At 43.6% G+C, this 18,535-nt stretch carries 13 protein-coding genes and 2 tRNA genes; 12 read left to right on the top strand and 3 right to left on the bottom strand.

Annotation, left to right across the window (positions count from 1 at the left end):
• Nucleotides 1-107: 107 nt before the first annotated feature.
• Together HY064_12370 and HY064_12365 are read left to right on the top strand one after the other, a co-directional pair.
• Nucleotides 108-3,074, top strand: a complete 2,967-nt coding sequence (locus tag HY064_12370) for a glycosyl hydrolase (GenBank protein ID MBI3511451.1) — start codon at nucleotides 108-110, stop codon at nucleotides 3,072-3,074.
• Nucleotides 3,075-3,083: 9 nt separating this feature from the next.
• Nucleotides 3,084-3,479: a VOC family protein gene (locus HY064_12365; protein ID MBI3511450.1), complete on the top strand. Its 396-nt coding sequence runs from the start codon at nucleotides 3,084-3,086 to the stop codon at nucleotides 3,477-3,479.
• A gap of 32 nt (nucleotides 3,480-3,511) precedes the next feature.
• Here the strand turns inward: HY064_12365 and HY064_12360 are convergent, their stop codons facing one another.
• Nucleotides 3,512-4,645 carry an ATP-binding protein gene (locus tag HY064_12360; GenBank protein ID MBI3511449.1) on the bottom strand — a complete coding sequence of 378 codons (1,134 nt, stop codon included), beginning with the start codon at nucleotides 4,643-4,645 and terminating at the stop codon, nucleotides 3,512-3,514.
• 158 nt (nucleotides 4,646-4,803) lie between these two features.
• On the opposite strand from HY064_12360, the gene HY064_12355 reads away from it, so the two are divergent.
• From HY064_12355 to HY064_12325, 7 genes are all read left to right on the top strand, one after another.
• Nucleotides 4,804-5,184, top strand: a complete 381-nt coding sequence (locus HY064_12355) for a hypothetical protein (GenBank protein ID MBI3511448.1) — start codon at nucleotides 4,804-4,806, stop codon at nucleotides 5,182-5,184.
• 9 nt (nucleotides 5,185-5,193) lie between these two features.
• Nucleotides 5,194-5,697, top strand: a complete 504-nt coding sequence (locus HY064_12350; protein MBI3511447.1) for a TlpA family protein disulfide reductase — start codon at nucleotides 5,194-5,196, stop codon at nucleotides 5,695-5,697.
• Between the two features lie 92 nt (nucleotides 5,698-5,789).
• Nucleotides 5,790-8,648, top strand: a complete 2,859-nt coding sequence (locus HY064_12345; protein ID MBI3511446.1) for a TonB-dependent receptor — start codon at nucleotides 5,790-5,792, stop codon at nucleotides 8,646-8,648.
• A 155-nt stretch (nucleotides 8,649-8,803) separates the two neighbouring features.
• Nucleotides 8,804-9,139: a Rieske 2Fe-2S domain-containing protein gene (locus tag HY064_12340; protein ID MBI3511445.1), complete on the top strand. Its 336-nt coding sequence runs from the start codon at nucleotides 8,804-8,806 to the stop codon at nucleotides 9,137-9,139.
• Nucleotides 9,139-9,654, top strand: coding sequence for a DinB family protein (locus HY064_12335; GenBank protein MBI3511444.1), 516 nt, complete (start codon nucleotides 9,139-9,141; stop codon nucleotides 9,652-9,654). Before HY064_12340 ends, HY064_12335 begins: the two co-directional genes overlap by 1 nt.
• Nucleotides 9,655-9,670: 16 nt before the next feature.
• Nucleotides 9,671-10,375, top strand: a complete 705-nt coding sequence (locus HY064_12330; protein MBI3511443.1) for a DUF1003 domain-containing protein — start codon at nucleotides 9,671-9,673, stop codon at nucleotides 10,373-10,375.
• Nucleotides 10,372-10,890 carry a hypothetical protein gene (locus HY064_12325; GenBank protein ID MBI3511442.1) on the top strand — a complete coding sequence of 173 codons (519 nt, stop codon included), beginning with the start codon at nucleotides 10,372-10,374 and terminating at the stop codon, nucleotides 10,888-10,890. Before HY064_12330 ends, HY064_12325 begins: the two co-directional genes overlap by 4 nt.
• An 86-nt stretch (nucleotides 10,891-10,976) precedes the next feature.
• Here HY064_12325 and guaB read toward each other — a convergent pair whose 3' ends face one another.
• Both guaB and HY064_12315 read right to left on the bottom strand, forming a co-directional pair.
• Complete coding sequence (guaB, locus tag HY064_12320) at nucleotides 10,977-12,449, bottom strand: IMP dehydrogenase (protein MBI3511441.1); 1,473 nt, start codon at nucleotides 12,447-12,449, stop codon at nucleotides 10,977-10,979.
• 337 nt (nucleotides 12,450-12,786) lie between these two features.
• Nucleotides 12,787-16,152: a gliding motility-associated C-terminal domain-containing protein gene (locus HY064_12315; GenBank protein MBI3511440.1), complete on the bottom strand. Its 3,366-nt coding sequence runs from the start codon at nucleotides 16,150-16,152 to the stop codon at nucleotides 12,787-12,789.
• A gap of 280 nt (nucleotides 16,153-16,432) precedes the next feature.
• On the opposite strand from HY064_12315, the gene HY064_12310 reads away from it, so the two are divergent.
• The 3 genes from HY064_12310 to HY064_12300 all read left to right on the top strand — a co-directional run bounded on the left by HY064_12310 (nucleotide 16,433) and on the right by HY064_12300 (nucleotide 18,510).
• Nucleotides 16,433-16,505 (top strand) — tRNA-Lys (locus tag HY064_12310).
• A 248-nt stretch (nucleotides 16,506-16,753) separates the two neighbouring features.
• A tRNA-Asp gene (locus HY064_12305) sits at nucleotides 16,754-16,827 on the top strand.
• Between the two features lie 246 nt (nucleotides 16,828-17,073).
• A complete protein-coding gene (locus HY064_12300; protein MBI3511439.1) occupies nucleotides 17,074-18,510 on the top strand; it encodes an MBOAT family protein in 1,437 nt (478 codons plus the stop codon).
• Nucleotides 18,511-18,535 lie beyond the last annotated feature (25 nt).

Here is an 18,535-nt window from a genome sequence, read left to right as displayed (position 1 = left end):
TTTCGAAATCCTCTTATCGAATTCCAAAATCTCAAATCCCACTGCCCGAAACTCATAACTCATAACTATCAACTTTTTCCTAATTTCACACCACCTAATCTTCCACTATGAATCTCAGCAAATATTTTCTCCTGCTTCTCCCGCTTCAGCTTTTCTCACAAAAAGTTTCTCCGCCTCCTGCAGCACCTGATCCCAAAGGAACTTCTGCAACAGAACGTCTTGCCGGCCTCGACAAAAGAAAAAAATGCGAAGAGAATTCCATTGTTACTAATGTCAATTGCCGCAGCGTAGGCCCAAGCGTGATGAGCGGGCGCGTGGTGGACATTGATGCAAATCCCGATGATCCGACAATTTTTTTTGTAGCGTATGCATCCGGCGGTGTCTGGTTCACGAACAATAACGGAACAACTTTTTCTCCGGTGTTTGATAATGAAGCAATGGTTGACATCGGCGACATCGCGGTGAACTGGGAAAATTCTATTGCGAAAGATATCTGGGTGGGAACAGGTGAATCTAATTCCAGCCGCTCTTCTTATTCAGGAACCGGAATTTATCACAGCAGCAATGGAGGAATGACATGGGAATACAAAGGCCTGCCGGAATCGCATCACATCGGAAAAATTATTCTGTCAAAAACGGATCACAATAAAATATGGGTCGCCGCTATCGGCCATCTTTATACTCCGAATAAAGAGCGCGGAATTTTTAAAAGTACAGATGGCGGCGCAACATGGAAACAAACTCTTTTCATTGATGAAAACACGGGAGCCATTGATCTTTTTTCCGATCCTTCCAATGAAAATGTATTGTATGCAGTGGCGTGGCATCGCGAACGTAAAGCATGGAATCTTGTGGAAGGCGGAACTTCATCCGGAATTTACAAAAGTACGGATGGTGGCGATTCATGGAATCTCATCACCGGCCCTAAAAGCGGATTTGCGCAAGGAGAAAATGTAGGTCGCATCGGCCTCAGTATTTTCCAGGGCGATCCGAAAATGATCTACGCGATCGTCGACAATCAGAATCTTCCTTTAGATTCCGTGAAAAAGAAAGACCATCTCTCCCCGAATGATTTCCGTAACATGACGAAGGAACAATTTCTCTCGCTCGATCCTGGCAAACTCAGAAAATATCTGCTCGAAAATAATTTTCCGGAAAAATATTCAGTGAATGCTGTGAATGAAATGGTACGTTCCGGAAAAATTCTTCCTGTTGCACTTGCCGATTATGTTTCGGATGCCAACAGCGATCTCTTCAGTAAACCCATCATTGGCCCCGAAATTTATTTTTCCGCCGACGGTGGAGCAACGTGGAAAAAAGTGAACACGCAGCAACTCGACGGATTATTTTTCACTTACGGTTATTATTTCGGAAAGATATGGGTGTCACCTGCCGATGTGAATGAAATTTTTATTGCAGGCGTGGAGTTGATGAAAAGTACAGACGGCGGAAAAACTTTTCATTCTTCCAATGGCGCAAATCAACATGGCGATCATCATGCTTTCTGGATCGATCCGAAAAGGAAAGGACATCTCATCAATGGAAATGATGGTGGCGTAAATATTTCGTGGGATGATGGAGTCACTTGGTTCAAAGCAAACACACCTGATGTAGGACAATTCTATTCGGTGAATGCAGATATGGCAACTCCTTATAATGTGTACGGCGGATTGCAGGACAACGGCGTGTGGTGCGGGCCTTCTGATTATTCGCCGGATCTTTCCTGGTATGACGATGGCGCGTATCCATACAAGCGTGTGCTCGGTGGCGATGGCATGCAGGTGCAGGTGGACACGCGCGACAACAATACAGTTTATGCCGGTTACCAGTTCGGATATTATTTCCGCGTGAATAAAACAACAGGTGAATCAAAACAGGTTCGCCCCGAAATGGAGCTCGGTGAAAAACCAATGCGTTTCAACTGGCAAACTCCGATTTTACTGAGTGAACATAACCAGGATATTTTATACATGGCGTCGCAAAAACTATATCGCTCCATGGATAAAGGCGATCATTTCACTGCTATCTCCGCTGATCTTACGCGTGGCGGGCGCGCAGGCGATGTCCCTTATGGAACCATCACTACCCTCGCAGAATCGTCAATGAAATTCGGATTGATCTACACCGGCAGCGATGATGGATTGATCTATGTTACAAAAGACGGCGGCGTTTCATGGACAAGAATTTCCGATAAGCTTCCGCAGAACATGCGCGTGAATCGCGTTATCGCTTCTTCTTTCGTGGAAGGAAGAGTGTATGCCGTGCTCAGCGGATTCCAATGGGATAATTTTTCTTCACTGCTGTATGTCTCTGAAGATTTTGGCGCAACGTGGACGCGCATAGGAATGAATTTACCAATGGAACCTCTGAATGTTATGCGGGAAGACCCGGTGAATGAAAACCTTTTGTTTGTCGGAAGTGATCAGGGACTTTACCTGAGTTTCGATCGCGGAAAAAATTTCATGCGAATGACAAAAGGAATTCCTCCCGTTGCGATTCATGATCTCGTGGTACAGCCGCGTGAGCATGACCTGGTGATCGGTACTCACGGGCGATCAATTTACATCGCACACATTGCTGCGCTGGAACAAGTGAATGATACCATTATGGGAGAAGCAATTTTTGCTTTTGATCCCGGCTCTATAACTCAATCAATTTCTTTTGTTACGATCGGCGGGGACGAAAAAATGTTTCCGGCAACTTACGCATCACTCAGCTGGTACTGCGGTGCAAAAACAATCACCACCATAGAATTGTATTCCGGCGATGAGAAATTTCTTTTCGCTACTGCGAAGGACACGAGTGAGAAAGGATTCAACTTTATGCAGGAAGATCTTCTAGTTGATTCAGTGAATGCAGTCGCTTTCAAAGAATGGATCAAAGAAAGCGGTAAACCACCGAAAGCTGCCGGCCATGGAAAGTATGGGCTTGTACCGGGCGAATATGTTCTGAAATTTACGGATGAGTATATGGATGTAAAAAAAATAAAAGTGCATGTTCTCGCTGCAACAGAACGTTCGCATGAAAATAATATTCCATTGGAACCCGGAGAAAATATTCCTTCCGGTAAATAATTCCCGGCTATGAAATTAAAAGCGCTCACCATAAATATCATGTCGGAAAATGTGGACCGCGCTGCCGGTTTTTACCGCGATACATTCGGTTTTGAAATTCTCACCACTGTTCCCGGCCAGGACGAAACTATTTTCGCAATGATCAAGCGCGATGAGGTCAGCATCATGATCCAGTCGATGAAAAGTTTTGTGGAAGCCAACCCGGAATACAAGGATCACAAAGTGGGCGGAACCGTTTTACTTTACATGGATGTAACCGCCATCGGCAAATGGTATGAAACCGCGAAAAAGAATAACTGTGATTTTGTAAAACACCTGAACAAAACTTTTTACGGCACCAATGAATTCACGATCAGAGATACCGATGGGTATAGGGTAAGTTTTGCTGAAGATGAAACGGAATAAAGTTTTTCCTGTAAAAATTTCGCGGTACCTTTTTAAAAATGCTGCAGCCAACGCATCAGGAATTTATCATAAACTTCGTAATAAGGATTTTCCGCCATTGTATTCTGAAAGATCAGTTCTTTTTCCAGTAACGCCTCCATGCTCCGCGTGACCATGGATGAAGTGCCAAGCCCGTGTGCGCGGATAAAAAGGTGCGCATGTGGTTTGTACAAACGTGTTTCCTTCGCAATTGCCGTCAACAGTTTCCATTGTGGTTTGGTGATCAGGTTTCTGTACTGATAAAATAAATTTTCATTCCGCATAAGAATTTCAGTCGCAGCATTTCTTGTATCCTGCAGGCGAATATGTTTATTGCCGGTCGAAAAAAGATAATTACAGAAATACTGGATATAAAAAGTGTGTCCCAGCGTCCAGGTATAAATAAAGGAAATACTTTCCGGATCAATGACCCGCTTATATTTTCTGAATACCCGCTGTATGAATGATTCATATTGTTTGCGGTCAATGTAATCAAGGTGAAGATTGCTGCAACTGGCGAAGAATGGCCGTTTGCCGCTGTTGAATATCTCATGCATCATTTTCTGGTTGCTCCCGCTGAAAATGAAAATCGTGTTTTTTGAATGCTGCATACAGGAGCGCAGTAATGCTTCGGTATTCTTCTCGGGATATTCCAGTATCTGCTGGAATTCATCGATAGCGAAAACTATTTTTATTTTCTGCCCGTCAAGAAAGTTGAAAAGCTGGTGGATGGTATTTTCTGTTCTCCTGATCTCACCGGTTTCAAAACTCACTTCCGGCTGGCCGGAAAGCCCGTCATAACTGATCACCGGCCGCAGCATTCTTATAAAATCAATGATCTTTTTTCCCAGCGAACGCTGTTCAGGAAATCGCTGATAAATAGCTGTAGCGAGATGGTCGCAGAATTCCTTCAGGCTGGAAGTGCCGAGAATATCAATATAAATACAGGACGTTCTCCTACTGTCACGGTAACGGTCAAATACGTGATGAATGAGCCCTGTTTTCCCAATCCTTCGAATGGCAAATAACGTAGTATTGATATCATTCCTGATATTTCTCTGCAACTCCGCTGTCTCTTCCTCGCGATCGCAGAAATGCGCCGGCCCTTTATAAACGGTCAGCGGAAAGGGATTGAATTCTTTTTCCACACCCAAAGATATTTCTTTTCATCAAATTATACAAATTATATCACACATTTTGTGTGATACATTTTGTATGAAATACTTTGACACGGGAATGTGGAGAAAATACCATAGGGAGGAATGGAGAAAAGAACTATTTTTACACTGAACAAACCAACTCAAAAATGGAAAACACTCCAAACGCTGCTCCCGATCAGAAAGATATTGATACGGGGAAAACAAATGCTATTCTCGCTTACTGTACTCCCATCGGATGGATCATCGCCTATATCCTGCATGGAAATCAGAAAACAAAATTCGCTGCCTTTCATCTCCGCCAGGGACTTGGCCTGATGTGCATCGGGCTGGCGATCGTGATCATTTCTGTCATGCTCATCTTCATCATGCCTTATGTCGGGCTCATGCTTTTCTGGCCTTTACGCCTGATCAATCTTCTCATTCTCGGCGCTGCTATCATGGGAATCGTGAATGCCGCAGGCGGAAAAGAACAGGCCGTTCCTCTTCTCGGCGATATGTTTTCAAAAACTTTTTCGGGCATTAACTGATTTTTCTTCATGCAGAAAATTTTTCTGCTGTTCCTGCTTTACCCGTTTCCTGTTTTCTCTCAAAAGGAAGACAGCGTCATTATCTGGCAGAAAAATCATTACCAGGATACGCTTGCGCCACACTTTGATCTCACAGATGTGCATGGCATTCGCTGGAACAGCGATTCACTGCGCGGGAAAATGGTCGTTCTTAATTTCTGGTCGGTGCATTGCCCCGGATGCTATACAGAAATGCCTGAACTGAATAAAATACCATCGGAATTTTCTGCAGATAGCATTGTTTTTATTTCTGTAGTATTCGAAAATAATTCCTTCGCAGATTCTGCAATAGCCGCTCACCAGTTCAATTATCACCTCGTGGAAGGCGGAGTGCCCGTTCATGGCGATTTTTATAATAATTGCTATCCCACTCACATTATCATTGATCAACAGGGCATCATCAGGTACAATGTGTGTGGTGTGCTCAATGAAAAAATCCTCGTCACGGAAATCCGCCGCTCATCAGCAAAATGAATTTTATTTTTTAGCAATTTTTCAGAAAGCATTTCACACGAAAGGCGTCTTACCAATCACAAACTTTTAATTTTACAAAACAAATTTCACTATTGAAAAAGACTACGCTCCTGTTTTTTCTATTTCTTTTTCTCACCAGCACATTTCAACTTGCTGCGCAAACTCATGTTGTAAAAGGAGTGGTCACCGATTCGACGGGCAATAAAAAAATATTCGGCGCAACCGTTATTCTTTTTCATCCGCATGATTCACTCGCAGTGGCGGGCGCAATGACAGATTCTCTCGGAAAGTTTTCCATCGGCGGACTTGCAGATGGCCCTTACCGTGTTAAAATCCTCGCACCGGGCTATTCACCCGGAAGAAAATTTGCAATGGTGCAGAGCGCTGATATTGATCTCGGAAATATCTTTCTTAAAAACGATGGAGTGATCCTTGATGAAACTCAGATCAAAGAGATCCAGACGCGCGTAACGCAGAGTGGAGATACGACGATGTTCAACGCAAGTGCATACAAAACGAACCCGGATGCCACTGCAGAAGATCTGCTCAATAAAATGCCCGGCGTTACCAATGATGGAAGCGGCCCGAAAGTGCATGGCGAAGATGTGAAGCAGGTGCTTGTTGATGGAAAACCTTTTTTCGGTGACGATCCGAATGCTGCTTTGAAAAATGTTCCTGCCGATATGGTGGACCAGGTGCAGGTGTACGATGCATCAAGCGAACAATCACGCCTCACCGGTTTCGATGATGGTAATTCCAAAAAAACGGTGAACATCATTACCAAGAAAGGCGGGATGAACGGAACATTCGGAAAAATTTACGCCGGGTACGGAACCAATTCAAGATACAATTCCGGTGTGACAATGAATTATTTCAATCACAATCGCCGGCTTACATTCATCGGTATGAGCAACGACATCAACCAGCAGAATTTCAACACGCAGGATCTTTTCGGTTTACTCGGTGGCGGAGGCGGAATGAAAATGATGATGGGCGGAAAAGGAGGAAGCGGCGGAAATCACGGAGGCGGATCTTCCGGCAATTTCATGGTGGGCCAGCAGGGAGGAATTTCTACTACGCACGCATTCGGTACAAATTATTCCGACATGTGGGGGCCGAAAATAAAAGTCTCCGGAAGTTATTTTTTCAATTATTCTTCCAATTTCAATAATACAAAGCTCACCAGGAATTATTTCACTACCAACGATTCCACACTTATTTACAACGACACTTCCTCCGCGTACACGCGAAACGTGAATCACCGTTTCAATTTCCGTTTCGAATACAACATTGATTCCATGGATGTACTCGTCATCAATCCCCGCTTCACTTCACAATTCACCGATTATAATAAAACGGATAACGGCGTGAATGTTCTCGCCGAAGTGATCAACCAGAGTATGACGAACACGAGAAATGCTTCTGACAATCTCGGATTCACTTTTACAAACAACATCACTTATCGCCATCGGTTCGCAAAACAGGGACGTTCCATTACGTTCGATGTCGGGAATTCTCTGAACCAGCGGAACGGAACAGGAATTTATTATACCCGCAATATTTATTTTCCGAATGATACGACGGTACTCGATCAGCATTCCTCCCTTAATTCACTGAGTACTTCTTACACTCCGTCTTTATCGTGGACAGAACCTTTCAGGAAGAAAGGACAATTTCTTTTCACGCTCACACCTTCTATTACAAAAAATGATCTTCAGAAAGAAACGAACGATCACAATCCGAACAATGAATTGTACGACATGCTCGATTCTGCTTTGTCGAACAAATACAAAAGCACCTATACCACCGGAAGAAGCGGCGTTGCTTATCGTTACGCCGGAGAAAAACTCACTGTGATTATCGGATCGGATTACCAATATGCAAATCTTGAAAGTGACCAGACCTATCCTGTGAGCGGAATGGTGACAAGCAATTACCAGAATATTTTACCGAATGCGAATATCAATTACAAATTCAATAAAACCACGAACTGGAAAGTGATCTACCGCACATCAACAGTAGCGCCTACCATTTCCCAATTGCAGAATGTAGTTGACAATTCGAACCCGCTGCAATTGAAATCCGGTAACCCAAAACTCACGCAGGATTATGAGCATACTTTCATTTCGCATTATGGAAAAACAAATTCAGATAAAGGAACCGGATTTTTTATTTTCTTCTATGGTGGGATCACGGAACATTACATTGGCAACTCCACAACCATCGCATCGCGCGACACAACGGTGAACGGAGTTTTTCTCAATCGTGGCAGCCAGCTTACCCTGCCTGTTAATCTTGAAGGTTATAAGAACGGAAGAATGTTCGTGAATTATGCAGTGCCGCTCACAAAACTGAAAATGAATCTTGGCTTCAATGTTTCGACAGGATTCACGAGAACGCCGGGAATGATAAACGGGCGGATGAATCTCGCTGATAATTTCAATGTCGGGCCCGGTCTTACACTCAGCAGTAATATTTCGGAGGATGTTGACTTCACGATCATGTACAACGGAAGTTACAACATCATCAATAACTCGCTTCCATCGCAGGCCGGTTCCAATTCCGACTATTTCACACACACTGTTTCCGCAAGAATGAATTTGATATTTTTTAAACGACTTGTCGTGAATACATCACTCGATCAGAATTTTTATTCAGGGCTTGGCAGCGGGTACAACAGTAACTTTTTATTGTGGAATGCTTACGTCGGTTACAAATTTCTGAAAGATAAATCGCTTGAAGCAAAAATTTCTTCTTTCGACCTGCTGAAACAGAATTTGAGTGTGACGCGTTCCGTAACGGAATCGTACGTTGAAGACAGCCGCACCAATGTACTCAGCCAGTATTTCATGTTCACCATCACGTGGAATGTGCGGAAGATGCAAATGCCTGCCGATGCGGGCGGCGCAGGCCAGGGTGATAGCCATGGCGACGGCCATTGGGGAAAATGAGGATCATTCCTGGTCTTTAAATTAAATTTTTTCGCAATTTTATTTTAACTTTAAGTCAACATTCTTTGCAACTGCCCGCAAAGTTTTTTTCAGAGAAAATGGAAAGAAGATTTTTTATCAAAACCGCCTGTGCATTCTGTGGCGTTGCGGCAGTCGTGAGCTTAGCAGAAAGCTGTAAAAAAGAAAAAATAAATTTTACGGTCGACCTTGGTGATCCTGCCAACGCAGCGTTGACGCATGCCGGTGGTTACATTTATTATGAGACAGTGATCGTCGTTTGTGTCACAACATCAAATTATATGGCTTTCGCCAAAACGTGTACGCACAGCGGATGTACAGTTGCATTCAATGGAAGCAACGATCATCTCGAATGTCCGTGTCACGGCGGAACTTACGACACCAACGGAACGGTGATCGCCGGTCCTCCGCCGAAAAATCTCAAAAAATATACGGTTGTGCAGAACGGAAATATTCTCACTATCAACGGCTGATGTTATTCAACCATCTACTTATTGCCGGTAAACTGGAAGAGAATGCAAAAATATTTTCTGTTCTTCTAAGTAATAAAACGAGTGAAGAATTTTTGTGGAGGCCGGCACAGGGAAAATGGAACCTTCTTGAAATTGTTTCTCACCTTTTTGATGAAGAGTGTGATGATTTCCGCGCAAGAACAAAACATACACTTTCCACTCCCGAACTTCCATTACCAAAAACAGATCCGCAAGGTTGGGTAAAAGAAAGGAATTATGCTGCTAATGATTACGCGATTACGTTGAAGAAATTTCTCTCGGAAAGAAAAAATTCTGTTCAATGGCTGCGCGATCTGAAAAATCCGGACTGGGGAAAAACACATCATCATCCGAAAATCGGGCCGATCACTGCAAAACTATTTCTCGTGAACTGGCACGCACACGATCTGCTTCACATGCGCCAGATCATTCGCACCCAATTTGAATTGCTCAAACAAACCGGCGGGGAAAAACTGGATTACGCCGGCGATTGGTAAACTAAAAATTAAAAACATGGTGACTGTAAAATGTGCAATAAGCGGAAAAGATGTTCCGGAAAATGAAACGATCCGCGGCGAATTGTTGCGCGAAGAATTATTCGGACTCATTGTGACAGATCATCCTTCTTTTTCACGCAAAGATTATATCTCGATCGAGGAACTTATCCCGTACCGGAAAAAATATGTGGAAGGACTTATTCAGCAGGAGATCGGTGACCTCGATAAACTGGAGAATGAAGTAGTAGAAGCGATCACGCATAACAAAATTCTCTCAGAAAATATTGAAGATAATCTCGAAGATAAACTGACTTTCGGTCAGCGTATAGCTGATAAAATTGCGGAATTCGGCGGAAGCTGGACATTCATTATTTTTTTCTTCTCGTTCATCGTCGGCTGGATGGGATTGAATGCGTGGATACTTATGACACATGCATTCGACGTGTATCCGTTCATGGCGCTCAATCTTATTTTATCCTGTCTTGCCGCAGTGCAGGCGCCGATCATCATGATGAGCCAGAATCGACAGGGCGACAAAGACCGCGTGCGGAGTGAACACGATTATAAAATAAATCTGAAAGCAGAACTGGAAATAAAATTGCTGCACGAAAAACTCGATCACCTCATGATACACCAGAGCAAACGTTTGCTCGAGATCCAGGAAGTACAAGCCGAATTCCTGGAAGATATTCTCCGCGAAGTAAAAGAGAAAAAACAGTGAGAAAATATTTTTCGTTTCTTTTTTTTATTTCGATCGCTGTTTCCTGCGTTACCTACGATCCTTCGATCATTTATCACAGAAATTTTTCTCCCGGGACAAATTCATTACTGAGATTCGATGGCTATTATTCCGATACTTTATCGCCCGAAAAAGATCACGACGGAAAAAAAACTGCAAAGCCCGTGTTATTTTTCAGGGACGGCTCTGCATTTTCATTCGACAATTATTTTACCGGGGAAGGAAATGTTTTTGTGTATAAAGGTTCCTGGGGAAATTATTTGCTGAAAGGAGATTCCATCACACTCGAAAAATTTCAACTCATCGAAAGTAATTACACAAGAATAATTATGAAAGGAACTGTGGAAGAAAATAAAATTCACTGGACATCGCGCAAAGAACACAATGAAGATTACCAACCGGTGGACTATTCCATTTTATTTACGCCGTCTGTTTTAAAAGCGTCTCTCGACTCGACAAAAAATTTCACGAGAACGAAGAAGAAATACAATCAGTGATTCGTTGCTTTTGTTTCCTGGTTTCTTAAGTTTCCTATTGAAATCTATCGAATACCTACAACAAAGCAACACAAGAAACAAAACAACTATTTCGTACTGTAGTTCGGCGCTTCCCTCGTAATCACAATATCATGCGGATGACTTTCGCGAATTCCCGCGGAAGTGATGCGGATGAATTTCGCTTCCTGCAATGCAGCAATATTTTTCGATCCGGTATATCCCATTCCTGCGCGCAGTCCGCCAATCAATTGATAAACCACTTCACCCAATGTTCCTTTGAACGGAACGCGTCCTGAAATTCCTTCCGGAACTAATTTCTTGATATCATCTTCCACATCCTGGAAATACCTATCCTTCGATCCTTTTTCCATCGCGTCGAGCGATCCCATTCCGCGATACGATTTGAATTTTCTTCCTTCGTAAATGATCGTATCTCCCGGCGCTTCTTCTACTCCTGCGAATAAAGATCCCGCCATGATCGTGCTTGCACCTGCGGCAATTGCTTTCGGAATATCTCCGGTAAAACGAATTCCTCCATCGGCAATAACAGGCACTCCCGATTTTTTCAACGCATTCGCCACCATCATCACCGCAGAAAGTTGCGGAACACCCACGCCCGCGATCACACGCGTAGTGCAAATGGATCCCGGACCTATTCCAACTTTCACTCCATCTGCTCCTGCTTTCACTAATGCGAGTCCTGCTTCGGCGGTCCCAACATTTCCAACGATAATATCGGTATTAGGAAATTCTTTTTTCACGCGTTTCAGCATTTCGATCACACCTTTCGAATGACCGTGAGCAGTGTCTATGATCAATGCTTCCACTCCGGAATTTACCAATGCAGTCGCGCGCTCCATCGTATCATGCGTCACACCAAGCGCTGCAGCGACCATCAATCGTCCCATCGAATCTTTACTCGCATTCGGATGTTCTTTTACTTTGATGATGTCGCGATACGTGATGAGCCCTACGAGTTTATCGTTTTTATCTACAACAGGAAGTTTTTCTATTTTATGATGTTGCAATATTTGTTCTGCTTTTTTCAGATCAGTTCCCTGTTTTGTGGTAATGATATTTTCCGACGTCATCACTTCCTTCACCGGGCGTTTCAGATTTTTTTCAAAACGCAGATCGCGATTCGTAACAATGCCAATGAGTTTTCCATCTTTCGCCGTTACAGGAATTCCGCCGATCTTATTTTCTTTCATCAATGCAAGTGCATCGGCAAGTGTTGCATTATCATGAAGCGTTACCGGGTCCATGATCATTCCGCTTTCCGAACGTTTCACTTTGCGCACTTGTTCCGCCTGCGCTTCTATCGACATATTTTTGTGAATGACCCCAATTCCTCCTTCGCGCGCCATCGCGATCGCGAGACGGAATTCAGTCACAGTATCCATTGCAGCGGACACGATAGGTGCGTTGATCGAAATGTTTCTTGTAAACCTGGTGCGAATTTCAACTTCGCGTGGAAGTACATCGGAATAAGCAGGAACTAAAAGGACATCATCATAGGTGAGTCCTTCGCCGAGGAACTTGGAATTGTCAGATGACATAGAACGGTGAATTTTATGGTGAATAAAATTCGGGCAAAGATAAGGCAAGAAGTACGATTTACGATGTACGATTTACGATTATTGGGAACTATTTGTAGCGGCACACCTGTGCGTTAAATGACCTGTGTTCCTGCTCTCCGCTGCTACTCCTCGCAAGTTATGTGGCTATGAACTTTCATCACTGTGGGGTATCCGCTGCGATCAGGACTGGGAAAATTGGTCTGCGTTTCAAAAAATCTCTACCCGCCTGTTCAAATGAATCCAACGATCTAATCAGCCATTCCGGTTTCATCACATTGCTGTTCATTCCTCCAATTATTAATCAGCACATTATTAATTACCGGAGCAGCGTCACAATTCCCTTCTCGTCTATGTATTGTCCCGAAGCTGTTTTAAAAGTCAGCAACCACACATATACATCCGGTTCGCATCGGTGTCCTGCATATTTTCCGTCCCATCCGGCGGTGCGATCATTCGTTTCAAATATTTTTTCTCCCCAGCGATTGAACACGGAAAAATTATAATCTACAATGTCAACATAACCTGTCGATGGCATGAAAATATCATTCAGCCCATTATTATTCGGCGTGAATGCATTCGGAACATACACGAGTGGTTTCTGAACAACATCTGCAATATTCGACCAGGAACTATCTGCAAATCCATACGGATTTCCCGGAGCTTCCATCGCTTCCACCTGGTAAGAGAATTTTCCGATGTACTGAATATAATTCTGCACATCATCGGTGTAAATATTCTCGCCGGCATTTGTGAACGGAACTGTATTGACCGGAACAGGATCCCATACGCCATCAATGCTACGGTAAATATTATAATCCGCCACATTAGCCGGCCACTGCGCATAATCATTCCAGTAAAGTGTATTCGTAATCTCGTCATTACTTATTGCCTGCAGAAAAATTGTTCTTCCATAATTTGATATCATCGTATCTGTACCGCAACTGTCAACCGCCGACATCCTGTAGAAATAACTTTTCTTTCCTGTTTCCGCCTGGTTGTCTGTAAACACAACCATGCTGTTCGGTGGATTCGCAGCAACAGAGCCAATGAAATTATAAGGGCCGATGATCGTATCTGCACGATAGAAATTATAACTCACCACATCTGCATTCACATCCACATAACCGATCACATTCACAGAATTAGTTCCGGCAACAGTTGCCGTGCGCAGATAATTGAAAACAGGTTCCGTGAGAAAATTCGCGAAGAAACAGATCTCCTGCGATGTGGCAGTGATCGTAGTCGGATTATTGAACGCCTGCACATAACAGCAATACGTGTGAGCAGGAACAAGTCCGGCAATAGTGAAAGTAGTATCGCCCGCCGCGGTAGAACCGGCGAGTGTGAAAGGCCCGCCATTATCATTCACGAAAATATTATAACCTCCGCCGCCACCCGGCATGTTCTGATAATTATTCCACCACAAATTAGCACTCGACGTGCAGATGTCGAGCGAACGATTCAGAAAAATAGTTGAATGCACCAATGAAAAAGTACTCACATTCCCGCACGAATCCAGCGCAGCGATCACGTAACTCTCGCTTTGCTGTCCGGCATTACTGATCCCGTTAATGTATCCCGTGTTATTGATTCCCCACAACGTATCGATCGCAGTCCATATTCCATTGATATATTGATAAACAACATAACCGATCACATCGTGCGAAGTGCTTGCATTCCATCCTATCGTTGCCGTATTTCCTGCATTCACACTCACCGAATCAAGAAGAGGAATATTCGGAATAACATTATCAAGAAAAAGATCACCGTCAACATTCGAAACAGAAACGCACCCGAGCGAATCACCGATCTCAATTCTGTAATTCACCTGGTTATTGCACACCTGTATCGAATCAACATAATTCAGCGATTGCGTTGAATCGATCAATGTCCAGATGCCGGTCGGATATTCACGATAAATTCTGAACCATGGATATTGCGACGTTGGAGGAGGAATACTGATATTGTTCCAGTTGAGCAATGCCGCCTGGTTATTGCTGTTGTTCACTTGTAAATAAATTGAACTCATCGTATCGGCAGGAGGAGAAAAAATCAGTCCGCCGCAACCCGATCTCGTTTGCACATAATAGAAAACGGGTCCCGCATTTGCATTCGCGCCCACGTGTGTGTAGGTAAGCTGGTTGTAATTGAAAATAGAATCGAGGTGAATGAACGGGCCATTTACATTCGCGGAAGTGTAAATGTGATAGCTGTTGAAAGTTCCCCCCGTATCAGGTGGTTGTTCCCACGTGAGTGTAACATCGCCGTTGAGTTGTACTGCAACACAATGCACCTTTGGAGAATTTACCAATGGCTGTGCAAGAACAGTAATGGAAATTGTTGCAATGGTCTGTGCCGGTGCCGGACAAAAATCATCCGTCGTACGAAGAATGAAATCGTAAACGTTCGATTGCTGCGCACATTGATTCGTGTAGTAAACATGATTGCACGCTGTTTGCCAGTTGAAAGTTGTATTCAGATTTCCTATTGCAGAAACCGGTGGCGGTGCATTGAGTGTAGCGCATGGCGGATTGATACAACCGGCAGCCGCGTTGGTAAATCCTGCGCCAAATTCCTGTCCTGTTGCAGTAAGCGTCATCGTTTGCGGCGCACCATTACTCAGCGTATCATTATCCACAGCTGAAAAATTAAAATTCACTAATTGCCCTGCGTAAATTGTGAGATTAAAAGAAGTGTTTGCATTGAACGGCGGTGTAACAGCGGGAGGAGAATTATTTCCGCACGGAAGTAAAACCACCTGTATGTCGCGGTAAATTTCTGCAACGAGCTGTCCGCATTTCCACGCTTCCACTTTTATACACGTCACAAAATTTCCCTGCGTGAATGAGGTGTAAGAAATTTCGCCGGTAATAGGATTGATGGTAGCAGGAACATTTCCCGGATTCAACGCAGGCCCCGGCATCGGATTATTGAAAGCAAATCCCGCAACGAAAGGAATAGTAGGCGGATTTGTTCCAACAACAAATGCAGCAGGAGGCGGATTCAGGTATTCATCGAGCGGCTCAGCCCACGAATAGGAAAGTGAATCGAGTTCTTTATCTACTGCATTGTGATTGTAAGTGAAAGGATATCCTGTGCAGATAATGGTCTTCGGGCTCTCGAGAAATTCCGGTGAATTATCATAGCAGGGATTTGTATTCTGATTATTGTAGGCATACATTTTTGCGCGGAGTGTGAATCCTAAACTTCCTGCGCCGTTATTGATATTTGTCACCGACATATTCCGGCAACAATTTGTGTAAGCGAAAACCCATCCACCGGCAGGGGGAGTTCCTGAAATGGTAATGGGCGCCGACTGGTAAACGAATTCTTCCACTGCGCCCGGCACGGGCGTTGCGCTTGCAGGCCAGCCCGGTTGCGCCTGCGCATTCGCACATGTGATCTGCGGGCCTGTTACATTGCATTGTGGAGAAATATCTGTTTGCGAAACAAGATTCATGGCGATCGATGAAAGCGAAGGATTATTGAACACATCGATACTCGCAGCAGCAGGCCCCTGCACACCGTTGCAATCGCGGTATAATTTCATTTGGAAGACAAACTGCCCGTTACCCTGACAGATCCACGTGATCTCACCGCCCATGAGATGAGAGGCGGAAACGCTCAGCGGATAAGCTGCAAAAAAGAAAATAAATAAAAAAAATCGCGTTAGGGAACGCATGCTTCAATGCAATTTGCCTGTATAACAAAGGTAGGTTATTTGTCACCATTTTTTCCTGGTTTCGCTGGCCTGAATTCATTTGTTTCGAATAGAAATTTATTGTTTAATATTAAAATTCAGGATCAAAATTTCATTGGGGAAAAAAGAATAATAAGATCAGGAAAAGATCATTTATGGCGATCCGATAAGACTGATAACATGTTAAAAAAGATTGGTCAACAATTTGGCAGAGTGTGGGAAGCAACTATCTTTGCAGCCGCGTTAATAAAAAGCGTGGATTGATTCCGTAGCTCAGTTGGTAGAGCATAACACTTTTAATGTTAGGGCCCTGGGTTCGAGTCCCAGCGGGATCACCGAATACTCGTGCCACGCAAAGCGTGAGCATCACAAGCGGAAAATACCCACCGGGCATTTTCTTTTCGCTTGCTCTCCCAGTGGGATCACAGAATAAAGTTCTTTGTAAATTATGAAATCCGCAGGGACTCGTGCCACGCAAAGCGTGAGCATCACAAGCGCAAAATGCCCACCGGGCATTTTCTTTTCGCTTGCTCTCCCAGTGGGATCACAGAATAAAGTTCTTTGTAAATTAGAATCAGAATTTGGATCGGTAGTTCAGCTGGTTAGAATATCGCCCTGTCACGGCGGAGGTCGCGGGTTCGAGTCCCGTCCGGTCCGCAAAAATCCTCTCATCTCTGAGAGGATTTTTTGTTTTATTGTTTTTCATTCTTTGTATTAATATTTTTTTCATTGCATTTATTACCTCAAAATATCTGCATCATACAGTTTCTAACAATTAACCTCTCTTCCCCCACACTTCTTCAATTAATCCTGCATTAATCTTCATTTGCAACAGAAAGAAAAACAAAGCCGTATTTTTGTTTTGTCTCCCACAAGCATCCCGCAGAAGGAAGAACTGAAATTATGGTTTTTGCCAGTCTCACATTCCTCTACATTTTTCTCCCGCTCAACCTCATCCTGTATTACATCTCGAAAAATGATGTGTACCGTAACATCGTGCTCACACTTTTCTCCTTCGTATTCTATGCCTGGGGCGAACCTTTCTGGGTGCTGCTTCTCATCTTCACCGCATTCATCGATTACCTGAACGGACGCTTCATTGACAGATTCCGTCACAAAAAATGGGGAAAACTCGGAGTGGTCTCTTCCATTTGTGTGAATGTGGGTGTGCTCATGATCTTCAAGTACAGCGGATTTGTAATTGAAAATGTGAATCATGTTTTCGGAACAACTTTCCACAAACCCGGATTTACATTTCCGCTCGGTATTTCATTCTATACTTTCCAATCTGTTTCCTATGTGTTCGATGTTTATTCGAATAAAGTGAAAGCGCAGAAATCGCTTCTCAAGTTCATGATGTTCATTTCACTTTATCATCAACTCGTGGCCGGGCCTATTGTGCGATATGTGACCATTGCGCATGAAATAGATAATCGCAAACAGAGAATAGCAGATATCAGTTCAGGGATCGGAAGATTCTGCATTGGCCTTTTCAAAAAAGTTTGTATAGCCAATGTGGCTTATATCTACGTGCAAAAATATATGGGTGATCAGAGCATAGGCAATATTCACATTTTCGATCATCTTACGGTAACAGGTGCCTGGTTCGGATTACTGATGTATGCGTTCCAGATTTATTTCGATTTTTCAGGTTATTCCGATATGGCGATTGGTTTAGGAAGAATGTTCGGATTCCATTACCTCGAGAATTTCAATTACCCCTACACATCCAGATCGGCAATGGATTTCTGGCGAAGGTGGCACATTTCACTTTCCACCTGGTTCCGCGATTATATTTATATCCCGCTCGGCGGTAACAGGAAAAATCAGTACTTCAATTTATTTTTCGTGTGGTTCGTTACCGGAATGTGGCACGGCGCCAGCTGGAATTTTATTTTCTGGGGATTGATGTGGGGAATTCTTTTGTTCATCGAAAAAATATTTCTGGGCAAGTTCCTCAAAAAAGTTCCATGGTATCTTCCCATCGATCGCATTTATATTCTGTTCTTCATTATGATGAGCTGGGTGCTTTTCTATTTTATTAAATTCAATATGCTCGGCGCTTACCTGAAAGTTCTTTTCCATGTAAACGGACATGACTGGTGGGATCTGCCGTCGTGGCTCGACATTCAGGAAAATATTTTGTGGATCCTCCTTGCACTCATTCTCTGCACACCGGTTTACCGTTATTCAAATAGATGGGTCAAACAACTGATCGTAGCGCGCCGGCAGGATTATGTGTATGGCCTCACTTTTGTTTTCAACTTTCTGTTGTTGTTCCTTTCCACCTGCCTGCTGGTAGGGAAATCCTATAACCCCTTTCTTTACGGAAGAATTTAGCAGGAGTATGGGCAATGAACGGATA

The sequence above is a fragment of the Bacteroidota bacterium genome, from assembly GCA_016194975.1.
In the GTDB taxonomy this organism is placed as follows: domain Bacteria; phylum Bacteroidota; class Bacteroidia; order Palsa-965; family Palsa-965.
This window is presented reverse-complemented; position numbering and strand designations above follow the sequence as displayed.

Bases quoted from the DNA above. Each gene is read 5' to 3' on its own strand.
- HY064_12370 (MBI3511451.1), top strand. From the start codon at position 108: ATGAATCTCAGCAAATATTTTCTCCTGCTTCTCCCGCTTCAGCTTTTC.
- HY064_12365 (MBI3511450.1), top strand. From the start codon at position 3,084: ATGAAATTAAAAGCGCTCACCATAAATATCATGTCGGAAAATGTGGAC.
- HY064_12355 (MBI3511448.1), top strand. From the start codon at position 4,804: ATGGAAAACACTCCAAACGCTGCTCCCGATCAGAAAGATATTGATACG.
- HY064_12350 (MBI3511447.1), top strand. From the start codon at position 5,194: ATGCAGAAAATTTTTCTGCTGTTCCTGCTTTACCCGTTTCCTGTTTTC.
- HY064_12335 (MBI3511444.1), top strand. From the start codon at position 9,139: ATGTTATTCAACCATCTACTTATTGCCGGTAAACTGGAAGAGAATGCA.
- HY064_12330 (MBI3511443.1), top strand. From the start codon at position 9,671: ATGGTGACTGTAAAATGTGCAATAAGCGGAAAAGATGTTCCGGAAAAT.
- guaB (MBI3511441.1), bottom strand. From the start codon at position 12,449: ATGTCATCTGACAATTCCAAGTTCCTCGGCGAAGGACTCACCTATGAT.
- HY064_12315 (MBI3511440.1), bottom strand. From the start codon at position 16,152: ATGCGTTCCCTAACGCGATTTTTTTTATTTATTTTCTTTTTTGCAGCT.
- HY064_12300 (MBI3511439.1), top strand. From the start codon at position 17,074: ATGGTTTTTGCCAGTCTCACATTCCTCTACATTTTTCTCCCGCTCAAC.